The following is an 11621-nucleotide window of genomic DNA, read 5'->3' on the forward strand; positions in this document are numbered from 1 at the left end:
AGGATTGCTCGCGCTCCGGTTATCGGCTGTGCGGGCTTTCTTTCATGTGTTCTCGAAGAACCATGCACGATTAATCGCAGGAGGATTCTCCATGATTTCATTATATGGCGTAAGCAAGCGTTATAACGAACGCGGGTCCCGGGCCGATCAGGGATTCGAGGCGTTAAGCTCTGTCTCGCTTGAAGTGGGACAGGGGGAGATTCACGGTATCATCGGCTCCAGTGGTGCAGGGAAATCGACGCTTCTTCGCATGCTTAATGGGCTCGAAAAACCGGATACGGGTGAAGTAACCGTTGGTGGACAGCACCTGACACGAATGAACGAACGCAGTCTTCGTCAGGCGCGCCGATCCATTGGCATGATCTTTCAGCATTTCAATCTGGTGAGCAACCGGACGGTTAGCGGCAATGTGTGCATGCCTCTTGAACTGGCGGGTGTATCCCGGAGAGAACGGGAAGAACGTGGACTTGAGGTGCTGAAGTTTGTAGGTTTAGAGGATAAGGCGAAGCAATATCCTGCCCAGTTAAGTGGCGGACAGAAGCAGCGTGTGGCGATCGCAAGGGCTCTTGCGAGCCGGCCCGATGTACTGCTCTGCGATGAACCGACATCTTCGCTCGACCCACAGACGACGAATGGTATTCTGGACGTGCTGCGTCACGTCAATGAGACGCTGGGCGTAACTATTGTGCTGGTTACACATGAGATGGAGGTTGCGCGAAGACTCTGCCACCGGATTTCTGTTATGAAGGAAGGACGTATTGTCCGGACGCTGACAGAAGCCGAAGTTCGCAGCATTCCCGCACCACAGCCCGATTTGCTGACATCCCTGCTCACTGGTGAAGAGGCGGCGACGGCGGGAGTGGAGGGCAATGAATGATGATACCTGAATCCGTGTTGAAGTATCAGCATGAAATATGGCAGGCCATCGGAGAGACCTTTGTCATGGTAGGGATCTCGATCGCGGCAGCTGTTCTGATCGGCCTTCCGCTAGGCACCCTGCTGTATCTGTTCAGAAGAGGGCAGCGGTATCAGAACCGGCCCCTGTTCACGATTTTAGGCAGCCTCGTAAATATCATTCGTTCGTTCCCGTTTTTGCTGCTCGTTGTATTCATGATTCCGTTCACACGAATGATCGTTGGAACGGCGATGGGAACGCTCGCGGCGGCTGTTCCACTCTCGGTCATTGCCATTGCCTATTATGCGAGATTGGTGGAACAGGCCCTGCTCGACGTGCCCAAAGGTGTGGTTGAGGCTGCATCATCCATGGGTGCATCGACGATGCAGCTTGTGCTGAAATTTTTGTATGTGGAAGCACGTTCAGGTCTCGTATTGGGGCTGACCACAGCGACGATCAGCTTTATCTCCTATTCCACGGTGATGGGCATTGTGGGCGGTGGAGGCGTTGGTGATTTTGCCATTCGGTACGGATATCAGCGATTTGAGACAGATCTCATGGTATTTACGATCATTGTTATGATCATTCTGGTACAGATGATCCAGTTTACCGGAAGCAGACTGTCCCGCTGGCTCGACCGGAGATCATGACGAAACACAGGGTTTACAGATGAGAAGAATTCAGTATCGCACTACAGATTACATGATGAAGGGGTTAAACGCAGATGAAAGCAAAAATGGTACTTATGCTGCTCGCAGTTATGCTGGTTGTAGCCGCGTGCGGTAAAAAAGAAGAGACACCTGCTGCAGAAGGAAGCAATGAAGGTAGCCAAACCACACAGGAAGTCAACTTGAAAGTAGCTACATTGATTCCGCCAATGACAGATGTGCTTGATATTGTGAAACCTTTGCTGAAAGAAGATGGCGTTAATCTGGAAGTAGTTGTTCTTTCCGATAACGTTCAACCGAACACTGCACTGGCGGACAAGGAAGTGGATGCAAACTTCTTCCAGCATGTACCTTACATGAACCAATTCAACGAAGCAAATAACGCTAATCTGGTCGCTGTACAGCCGATTTACAACGCGATCTATGGCGCTTATTCCAAAAAGTATAAATCCATCGATGAACTGCCTGAAGGAGCAACGGTGGCTATTGCCAACGACCCGTCCAACATTGGACGTTCCCTGGTCATGATGGAACAGAACGGCCTGATCAAGCTGAAAGAAGGCGCCGGTTTCAATGCAACACAATCAGACATCATCGATAATCCAAAAAACTTCAAGTTCCAGGAAGTAGATCTCCTGATGCTGGCCCGCATGCTGGATGATGCAGATCTGGTTGCCATGACACCAGCGTATGCAAGCCCGCTGGGACTTACACCGAAGAAGGATGCGCTGTTCACGGAGAAGGATGATTCCCATTTTGCCATCACCCTGGTTGCACGTGAGGACAACAAGGATTCCGAAGCAATTCAGAAGCTGGCAAAACGTATGGCAGGACCTGAAGTGAAGGCCTTCTTTGAAGAGAAGTATGCTGACATCGCGATTCCGGCGTTTGAATAAAGTTTAATGTGAATAAAGTGATCAGTACCTGATTCAAAAGGACTGACTGATCAATAAGAAGATCCGAGCGGAACCCGCCCGGATCTTTTTTATTGTTGATTATACGTGTTGTTGTAATGCTTAAACGTTAGGATTAGAGTGGCGTTCCTTCTCCCGTTCCATAAGGCGCATCAGTTTCCGCTCGGTTGCTGTATCCTGTGCAGGTGTGTATATGCTGCATCGCAGATCTGTACTTCCCTGAACCTGTAATGAGGTGAGGTCAAACAACATCTTGCCTGCTCGGGAATGTCTGAATTCGATCAGAACATCCGGGGCGCTGCTCACACTGCTTTGTTTCCACAGGGACTGAAATTCCGGATATCGATCCATCATTTCGTTCAGAAATAAATTGTACCATTCATCATCTACATATTGACCGTAATAAGCACGGAAGATCGCAAGGTATCCGAGAACAAAATCCTCCCAGTTTACCGCCAGTCTTCGGAATTCCTTCCGTTCAAACAATAGACTGATCATGTTTCGCTGTTCGGCAGGAATCTGCTCAAAATCGATGAAGACATGGCGGGCTGCGTCATTCCAGCCAACGATGTAACAGCGGCGGTCCGAAATGATGGTGGGACAATTCTGGAGCTCCTGCAGTATCTTTTGCAAGGAAGGGTGAAGCTGATAAGGTTCTTCTTCTCGGATGTGGAGCTCTGAGTAATGCTCCATGGCTAGAGAGAACAAGTACTTTCGTTCATCCGAGGTCAACTTGAGGGCGGACGCAATGTTATCGAGTACCGAATGGGATACCTGGATATCCCTTCCCTGTTCAAGCCAGGTGTACCACGTCGTGCTTACACCCGCCAATTGCGCTACTTCTTCTCTTCTCAAACCCGGTGTTCTACGCCGGGTGCCTTCTGGCAATCCCACCGCCGCCGGGGCAATTTTGGCACGTTGTGTTTTCAGAAATACGGATAATGCCTGAAGCCGGACATCCTGGTTCATCTCATTCCACCTCAACCTCGTTTATCATGGTAGTCATTATACTATTATAATTGACAACTTGTAATAGGATATTGCACGTGCCAATATAAATGCAGAAGTTCAGTTGCAAGCAAGAAGTGTCCAAGGAGGATGATTGGTATATGGAACGCGAACGGGTTGTTATTACAGGAATGGGGATCGTCTCACCACTGGGTAATGATGTAGATACATTTTGGAACGGGCTTGTGCAAGGGAAATCGGGCATAACACGTATTGATGCCTTTGACACAACTTCATATAAAACAAAAATGGCCGGTGTCGTCCGGGATTTTGACGGGGAGGGGCGGTTCGGACGCAAGGAAGCCCGCCGTATGGATCGATTTTGCCAATTCGCTGTAGCAGCAGCTGACGATGCCCTCGTGCATTCGGGTCTGGATATGGAGAAGCTGGACAGGGAGCGAGTAGGGGTATACATTGGATCCGGCATTGGCGGCATTCAAACACTGATGGAGCAAGGAAAGCTGCTGTCAGAACGTGGTCCTGGCCGGGTCAGTCCAACCCTTGTGCCCATGATGATTTCCAATATGGCAGCTGCCATGGTGAGCATGAAGTTCGGATGCTGGGGACCAACCCTTTCACCCGTAACTGCCTGTTCCATTGGCAATACTGCCATAGGGGAAGCATATCGGCTCATCCGGGACGGAGGCGCAGATGTGATTTTTGCCGGGGGTACAGAAGCTGCCATCACTGAAGTTTCACTGGCGAGCTTCGGTAATGCGACTGCATTATCGACAAGAAATGAAACCTATGAAACGGCGAGTCGACCCTTTGACGCAGGGAGGGACGGATTTGTTATGGCAGAAGGGGCAGGGATTGTAGTCGTGGAATCACTGGCACACGCACGGGCCAGAAATGCTCAGATCCTTGCCGAGATTGTTGGGTATGGAGCCAGTTCAGACGCATATCATATGGTTGCGACCCACCCGGAAGGACGCGGAGCATATCTGGCCATGAGAGCTGCGCTGGCTGATGCGAAGCTTCAGCCCCATGAGGTGGATCTGATCAATGCCCATGCGACCAGTACCGAAGCGGGAGATCTCTCGGAGACCAGAGCGATTAAACAACTCTTCGGTGAAGCTGCTTATCGCATTCCGGTAACGGCTAACAAGTCAATGACAGGACACATGTTAGGAGCTGCTGGTGGAGCTGAGGCCATCTCACTGATCCAAAGTTTGCAGCATGGACTCATTCCACCAACGATCAATCAGGAGCAGCAGGACCCGGAGTGTGATCTGGATTACGTGCCAAATGAAGCGAGAGAGGCTGAAGTGCAGGTTGGCATGTCCAATTCTTTTGGTTTTGGCGGGCATAATGCCGTCGTTGTCTTTCGTAAATATTCATCCTGACAAAAAAGAGAACAGCAGCAGCCAAGGGCTGTGCTGTTCTCTTTTCAGGTTATGATGCAGTTACCATATCGTTTATGAAGTGAGGGATGTGGATTCCGTTTTGCTTGTGAAGGAATTTTTCAGCCATTGGCCGCGCCATTTGGACTGCATAATCAGTACCAGCAGCATGGATGCGGCAGCGATAAGACTGAGGATAACGAATCCTGGTGTATAGGATTGGTAGGAGCTGTACAGTTGACCCAGAATCAGCGGAAGTGCATATCCGCCCAAGCCTCCAGCTGCGCCAACAATCCCGGTCATCAGACCGATCTCATTGCCGAATCGTTGTGGAACCAGCTGGAACACGGAACCATTACCGGCCCCAAGACACATCATGCCCAGGAATAACATGACGACGACAACGGGAAGGGGCGGGAGGAAAGACACGCCTACAAGCATGATGCATGCACCAGTATAAAGGAATGTCAGCATGCGTGTACCCCCGATTTTGTCTGCCAGGTAACCTCCGACAGGTCGGAAGAAGCTGCCCGCTATGACGCAAAAGGTTGTGATATCGGCGGCGCGAACAGGGGACAGGCCATACTGGGTGTTAAAAAAGATGGTCAGATAGTTACACAACCCGACAAAACCGCCAAAGGTCACACAATAAAATGCACAGAACACCCAGGCATCTCTTTGTTTCAGCAATGTGCCGTATTCAGACAGCTTCTTCGGTGCTGGTCGGTGGGGACTGTTACGGGCAAAGATGGAGAACAGGATGAACACGACCACGATTGGAATGATGGCAAGCCCGAATACAACTTCCCAGCTGCCAAAATGAGTTGCCAGCCGATTGGCAAACAGGGTAGCAAGTACTGTTCCGCTATTACCTGCTCCGGCGATCCCCATGGCAAGTCCCTGATGCTCCTTGGGATACCATTGTCCTGCCAGGGGTAGAGCAGCGGCAAACGAGGCGCCAGCAACACCGAGCAGAAGAGCAACCACGTACAATTGGCTTAGCGAGTCCACCCACAGCCAGCCCAGCAATAGAGGGACAAGCGTTACACCCATACCAATCTGCGCCGTGAGCTTTGGACCGATATAATCGGACATAAAGCCAAGAACGAGTCTAAGAATGGAGCCACCAAGGATGGGCAGTGCCACCAAATTGGCTTTTTCCAAGGGGGTCATCGGGTAGTCCATTGCAATAACAACCGCAAGTGGGCCCAGCATGCCCCAGATCATAAAACTGATGTCAAAATACAGAAATGCCCCGAAGAGGCTGGGCTTATGCCCGCTCTTCCAAAAACTTTTGCTCTCCATCATTTAGCATCGCTCCTCATCCAATAGAATAATCTTAACCTGTCTATGTGCATGTTTAGGCAGAAAAAGGCCGCAATTCGTCCAGATTTGAACGATTTGCGGCCTCATTGCCGACAGGCAGGACACGTCATTGTGTTCCCGCACCTGATTTGATCACAGCACTGTGATTTTGATTCAAATTATAAAAAGAGAAATTGTTTGTGTCAACAAAAATAACATAAATTTTAAAATAAATTGTTCAGGAACATAAATTCATATTTTAGTGTTAATTTTGTTGACATGTAATAAAGATTGCCGTAATCTGAATTTAATATGAACTCACACAAAGGCGTGTAAGTTCCGGAGGCAACGGTGCCCTTTTCCTAATGAATGGAGAAGGGATTTTTCTGTTTATTTTTAAATCGACATGTAACAGAGACAGGGGGCAGCCCATGAGCAAGAAAAAACTGGTCGTTATCGGCAATGGCATGGCAGGTGTTAGGTGTGTGGAAGAGATTATTGCGCTTTCTTCGGATACCTATGAGATTGTCATCTATGGGGATGAACCGCGGCCCAACTACAATCGGATCATGTTATCGAAAGTGCTGCAGGGAGAGCATGCGTTACAGGACATTATCATTAACGATTGGACCTGGTATGAGCAGCATGGCATTCGGCTGTGCACGGGCGAGATGGTCCACAGAATCGATACGCAGGCCAAAACCATTGAAACGGTATCCGGGATAAAGGAATCTTACGACATTCTGATTTTGGCAACAGGGTCCGCTCCTTTTATTCCGCCTATTCCGGGTGTGGATAAAGAGAGGGTAATGTCCTTCCGGACCATAGACGACTGCACACGCATGTCCGAATATTCCAAGGAGCATCGTAAGGCAGCCGTCATCGGTGGTGGATTGCTTGGATTGGAAGCTGCGCGTGGGTTGCTGCATTTGGGTATGGAAGCCGTAGTCGTGCATAACGCACCCTATATTATGAATCGGCAATTGGATATGCAGGCAGCGACCATGCTTCAGCGAGAACTTGAAGCGCAGGGCATGACATTCCTATTGGCCAAAAACACACAGAAAATTGTTGGCCGGTCACAGGCTCAGGGACTTCTTTTTACGGATGGTTCAAAGCTTGAAGCTCAGGTTGTCGTTGTCGCCGTGGGCATTCGTCCCCATGTTGATGTGGCCAGGCGGAGCGGAATCAGGACCAATCGGGCTATTGTGGTCGACGACTATATGCGTACGAGTGTGCCGGATGTGTACGCCGTTGGGGAATGTGCTGAGCATCGGGGAATCAGTTATGGACTTGTTGCTCCCTTATATGAACAGGGCAAGGTCCTCGCACGCTGGTTGTGCGGACAGGAGACAACAGAGTACGAAGGTTCCATTCCATACTCCCAGCTGAAGGTATCAGGTGTTGATGTGTTCTCGGCCGGCCATATTAGCGGAGACGGAATGCAGACGGCTGTACAGATGCTTGATGGCATTCGCGGAACGTACAAAAAAGTATTAATGAAGGATGGGAAAGTAAGTGGGGCGATCCTGTTCGGGGATACAACGGAAAGCACAAGCTTACTGGGTCTTGTTCAGCGGGGGGCTGAAGTTACTGCGCTGGCTCCCCGTGAAGATGGCCCGGATCCTGCAGAGATGGCTGCAGCGGCATTGCCTGAACAAGAGACGGTATGTGCCTGCAACAATGTAAACAAGGTGGCGATTATGAGAGCCATTCAGGATAAGGGGCTGCAAACGGCAGAACAGGTCAAGGAACATACCAAAGCCTCCGGTTCCTGCGGCGGATGTCGCCCTATGGTCGCAGCACTTGTGAAGCATACCCTGAATCTCAAGAAAAACGGCGGTGATGCAAACGGAGCGGTAACAGCAGCAGGAGCAGTGAAGTCCTTAGAAAGGCCTGTTTGCAGTTGTACGGACCTGGGTCATGCCTCGCTAAAAGAAGCTTTGGATCCGATGTCTTCTGGAGATGGCTGTCTGCTTGAATCTTCAGCAGATCGCGTACGTGAGATCAATAGGAGTGATGAAATGAAAGGGATCATGCAAAGGCTGGACTGGAAAACAGAAGAAGGCTGCCGCATCTGCCGTCCTGCACTTCGTTATTATGTGCTGATATCCAGAAGGCAGATGAACGTGCAGCAGCTTGACCAGGCTGAGACGTGGAACGATAAACATCGGGGTACCTTTACGGGTATCGAAGTCCATACGGATGAGCTGAAGTTCGAATCGTTGGCAGAGCAGCTTCAACTCAGGTGGAGAGGGATAGAAATGCCTTCTCCCGTGAGAGTGGCCGTGTCTGCCGGAGCCGATTCCTGGGTAAGCCCCATCGTACAGGATACTGGCTTGCAGCAATCTCCTGCAGGCTGGGAAATTTACGTGGGTGGTCATGCAGCACATCCGGTGAAGGAGGGGAGGCTCCTTGGACTTGCCGAGATGGAAGAAGATGCAGAACGGCTCTTCTCGGCATGTATGGAGTGGTATCGCCGGACGGCCTGGTACGATGAACCCCTCTGGGCATGGGTAGAGCGATTAGGATTCATGTCGATTCGAGAGAATTTATTGGATGAACAATTCCAGTATGAGCTGGTGGGCAGAGAAGTGGGCGAAGTGACTTTTACTTGATTGAAAGGCGGGGATGGAAATGAAATCGTCAGCTGAGTACGGTTCGGCTGGTTCGAAGCTGTATGTACGGGAGACACAATGTCCTTATTGCAGCGTGCAGTGCAAAATGACCGTCGAAGAAGTTGCTGGACCAATTGCTGGTGAACGCCGTGCCATGTACACGGTTGAAGGTGTACCGAATGAGGCTTCACAGGGAAGATTATGCGTCAAGGGCATGAATGCGCATCAACATGCACTTAGTGGACAGCGACTCCTGAAGCCGCTCATTCGTCGGAATGGTGAGCTGGTACCGTGTTCATGGCCTGAAGCCATTCAGCTGATTACGAAACGCTTTGCCAGCCTTCGAGATCGACACGGAGCAGATACCATTGGAGTATATGGTGGAGGCTCTCTGACCAATGAGACGGCCTACTTGCTTGGTAAATTTGCAAGAGTTGCGTTAGGTACACGATACATTGATTATAATGGACGGTTCTGTATGTCTGCCGCCGCATCTGCCGGAAGTAAAGTATTCGGTATGGACCGGGGTCTGACGTTTCGATTGTCCGATATCCCGCGGGCTCAATGTATTGTGCTCGCAGGGACCAACGTTGCGGAGTGCCAGCCAACCCTGCTGCCTTATTTCAATCAGGCGAAGGAGAACGGGGCTTACATTATCGTTATTGACCCACGCAAGACGGCCACTGCAGCGATCGCTGATCTTCATTTGCAGGTCAAGCCGGGAATGGACGCACTGCTTGCGAACATCATGCTGAAAATAATTATGGAAGCCGGTCTGGTGAACGAGCAGTTTATCGGGGCCAGAACCCATGGGTATGAGCAGCTGCAGAATGCACTGAGCGAGATTGATCTGGAAGAAGCCGCAGTACAATGCGGGGTGGACCTGTCTCTGATCCGCCAGGCTGCAATGGCCTATGGTCAGGCTGAGACAGGCATGATAATGACTGCACGTGGAGTGGAGCAGCAAACGGATGGACATCTCGCTGTCCGGCATTTTCTTAATTTGGTACTGGCAACCGGGAAAATCGGCAAGCCTGGCTGCGGCTACGGCGCAATCACTGGACAGGGAAACGGACAGGGCGGAAGGGAGCATGGACAGAAGGCTGATCAGCTGCCGGGATATCGCTCCATAGAGAATGAGCAGGACCGTGCATATGTAGCAGCAGTCTGGGGAGTGGAGCCTGAAAGCTTACCGGGAAAAGGCGTATCCGCCTACGAAATGATGGAACGGGTTCATGATCAGGAGATTCGTTCCCTGCTTGTGATGGGCTCCAATCCGGTCGTATCCAATCCCAATGTACGTTTGGTAGAAGAGGGACTCCGCAAGCTGGAGTTTCTGGTCGTGGCGGATATGTTTCTGTCCGAAACGGCAAAAATGGCCGATGTGGTTCTCCCGGTCACGGCTTATCTGGAGAACGAAGGCACGCTGACCAATCTGGAGGGCCGGGTTCTTTTGCGTGAACAGGGCAGACCGGCACCTGGTGAAGCACGCCATGATTGGGATATTCTATGCTCCATTGCTGACGGACTCGGCAAAGCTCCCTATTTTCAATATGGATGTGCCGAGGATATTTTTAACGAACTGAGGATGGCGAGCCGGGGCGGGATTGCTGATTATTATGGAATGACCTATGAACGTTTGCGAAGGGAAGAAGGGATCTATTGGCCTTGCTCTTCTCTGGAAGATACGGGGGAAGGCCTGCTGTTCGTTGAGCGGTTCGCCCATGATGACGGCAAGGCTGCATTTACAAGCGAATTGAGCCCGGGCTGGCAAGATGTATCCCGTGAATTCCCTCTGATTCTGACCAATGGCCGCGTTCTTCCGCACTATCTTACCGGCGTGCAGACCCACCGCAGTCCAACTCTGGAAGCCCGTGAATTGGAGAATTTCGTTGAACTACATCCGGCAGCAGCTGCCCGTAATCGAATTATGGATGGTGAGTGGGTAGAGATTCAATCCGTGCATGGCAGCTTTAATGTTCGTGCCCGCATCAAAGAAAATATTCGGGAAGATACGCTGTTTGTACCGATGCACTGGGGAGGCATTCAAAACGTCAATCGGGCGACAAGACCTGATCTGGACCCATACTGCCGTATGCCAGGCTTCAAAACGGCTGCTGTAACGATTCGTCCAATGCGATTGGCCAGATGATCGAAGTTATGTTTCCTTAACACAATGCAAGTCGGATAGACTGCTGAAGTGGCTGGGAGTTCCAAGGTTATTGGAACAGCCCGGCTTTTTTTTGCGTAAGTACGTTAAAATGCAATAGTGCGGAGGGTTCAGGTAAACATGAGAAATGGCTCATGATTGTGGAAGAGATATTGGTTATTATGCTAATAAGGGGTACATGTGTACGTATTTTTTTTGTTTATTCGATAGACAGAGACGTTATTAGTAGTTCAATTTATATAGAAGAAGCGGAGGAGAGCGTAGTGAACGTATGGGTTACGGTCAAAAGCCTGGGCAAGCGTAAACCCGCAATTGCCAAGCAAAGGGCAGAACTTCCGGAAACAACCGGAACGTTACGCCAACTAATCAAGAGCATGGTACGTTTGCAAGTCAACGCTCTTCAGGACAAGCAGAGCAGTGCAGAACTGCTCACTTATCTGATGCCTGAGGATATTCAGGTACAGGAATCCACCGGAAAAGTAGGATTTGGGACGGTGTATAACGAGGTCATGCCCGATCTGGAGCAAGCGGTGCAAACGGCTGTGACAGCACATGAAGATGGGCTATACAAAGTGTTTCTTAATGATGAGGAAGTGCAGGACCTGGATGAACCATTGGAGCTGCAGGAAGATGACGAATTGGTGTTCGTTCGATTTACCATGCTTGCCGGACGTCTATGGTAGTGAGTGATAAGGAGGAG

The 11621-nt window shown here is 50.4% G+C and carries 9 protein-coding genes; 7 read left to right on the forward strand and 2 right to left on the reverse strand.

Features of this window, described 5'->3' with window-relative positions; all coding sequences use genetic code 11:
* Positions 1-91: 91 nt before the first annotated feature.
* The 3 genes from AAIH57_RS09595 (at position 92) to AAIH57_RS09605 (ending at position 2459) form a co-directional block, all read left to right on the forward strand.
* Positions 92-877, forward strand: a complete 786-nt coding sequence (locus AAIH57_RS09595) for a methionine ABC transporter ATP-binding protein (protein ID WP_175397723.1) — start codon at positions 92-94, stop codon at positions 875-877.
* On the forward strand, positions 874-1545 hold the full coding sequence (locus AAIH57_RS09600) for a methionine ABC transporter permease (RefSeq protein ID WP_175397722.1): 672 nt from the start codon (positions 874-876) through the stop codon (positions 1543-1545). The genes AAIH57_RS09595 and AAIH57_RS09600 overlap by 4 nt, the downstream gene beginning before the upstream one ends.
* Before the next feature lie 74 nt (positions 1546-1619).
* The gene (locus AAIH57_RS09605) at positions 1620-2459 is read left to right on the forward strand and encodes a MetQ/NlpA family ABC transporter substrate-binding protein (protein ID WP_175397721.1); all 840 of its coding nucleotides are present in this window, start codon (positions 1620-1622) and stop codon (positions 2457-2459) included.
* Between the two features lie 120 nt (positions 2460-2579).
* Here AAIH57_RS09605 and AAIH57_RS09610 read toward each other — a convergent pair whose 3' ends face one another.
* Positions 2580-3446 carry a helix-turn-helix transcriptional regulator gene (locus AAIH57_RS09610; RefSeq protein ID WP_175397720.1) on the reverse strand — a complete coding sequence of 289 codons (867 nt, stop codon included), beginning with the start codon at positions 3444-3446 and terminating at the stop codon, positions 2580-2582.
* 140 nt (positions 3447-3586) lie between these two features.
* Here AAIH57_RS09610 and fabF point away from each other — a divergent pair, with 140 nt between their 5' ends.
* On the forward strand, positions 3587-4831 hold the full coding sequence (fabF, locus tag AAIH57_RS09615; RefSeq protein WP_430021465.1) for a beta-ketoacyl-ACP synthase II: 1245 nt from the start codon (positions 3587-3589) through the stop codon (positions 4829-4831).
* Positions 4832-4903: 72 nt separating this feature from the next.
* Here fabF and AAIH57_RS09620 read toward each other — a convergent pair whose 3' ends face one another.
* Positions 4904-6133: a nitrate/nitrite transporter gene (locus AAIH57_RS09620; RefSeq protein WP_175397808.1), complete on the reverse strand. Its 1230-nt coding sequence runs from the start codon at positions 6131-6133 to the stop codon at positions 4904-4906.
* Between the two features lie 431 nt (positions 6134-6564).
* Between AAIH57_RS09620 and AAIH57_RS09625 the strand changes: the two genes are divergently transcribed.
* From AAIH57_RS09625 to AAIH57_RS09635, 3 genes are all read left to right on the forward strand, one after another.
* Positions 6565-8751, forward strand: coding sequence for an FAD-dependent oxidoreductase (locus AAIH57_RS09625; RefSeq protein WP_430021466.1), 2187 nt, complete (start codon positions 6565-6567; stop codon positions 8749-8751).
* Between the two features lie 19 nt (positions 8752-8770).
* Complete coding sequence (gene nasC / locus AAIH57_RS09630; protein ID WP_430021467.1) at positions 8771-10903, forward strand: assimilatory nitrate reductase catalytic subunit NasC; 2133 nt, start codon at positions 8771-8773, stop codon at positions 10901-10903.
* Positions 10904-11184: 281 nt separating this feature from the next.
* Positions 11185-11604: a hypothetical protein gene (locus AAIH57_RS09635; protein WP_430021468.1), complete on the forward strand. Its 420-nt coding sequence runs from the start codon at positions 11185-11187 to the stop codon at positions 11602-11604.
* The last annotated feature ends 17 nt before the right edge of the window (positions 11605-11621 follow it).

The organism is Paenibacillus sp. MABNR03, assembly GCF_050455445.1.
Classification (GTDB): domain Bacteria; phylum Bacillota; class Bacilli; order Paenibacillales; family Paenibacillaceae; genus Paenibacillus; species Paenibacillus xylanilyticus.

Excerpts from the sequence above, each read along its gene's own strand:
- AAIH57_RS09595 (WP_175397723.1), top strand. The coding sequence starts at position 92 with ATGATTTCATTATATGGCGTAAGCAAGCGTTATAACGAACGCGGGTCC.
- AAIH57_RS09600 (WP_175397722.1), top strand. The coding sequence starts at position 874 with ATGATGATACCTGAATCCGTGTTGAAGTATCAGCATGAAATATGGCAG.
- AAIH57_RS09605 (WP_175397721.1), top strand. The coding sequence starts at position 1,620 with ATGAAAGCAAAAATGGTACTTATGCTGCTCGCAGTTATGCTGGTTGTA.
- AAIH57_RS09610 (WP_175397720.1), bottom strand. The coding sequence starts at position 3,446 with ATGAACCAGGATGTCCGGCTTCAGGCATTATCCGTATTTCTGAAAACA.
- fabF (WP_430021465.1), top strand. The coding sequence starts at position 3,587 with ATGGAACGCGAACGGGTTGTTATTACAGGAATGGGGATCGTCTCACCA.
- AAIH57_RS09620 (WP_175397808.1), bottom strand. The coding sequence starts at position 6,133 with ATGGAGAGCAAAAGTTTTTGGAAGAGCGGGCATAAGCCCAGCCTCTTC.
- AAIH57_RS09625 (WP_430021466.1), top strand. The coding sequence starts at position 6,565 with ATGAGCAAGAAAAAACTGGTCGTTATCGGCAATGGCATGGCAGGTGTT.
- nasC (WP_430021467.1), top strand. The coding sequence starts at position 8,771 with ATGAAATCGTCAGCTGAGTACGGTTCGGCTGGTTCGAAGCTGTATGTA.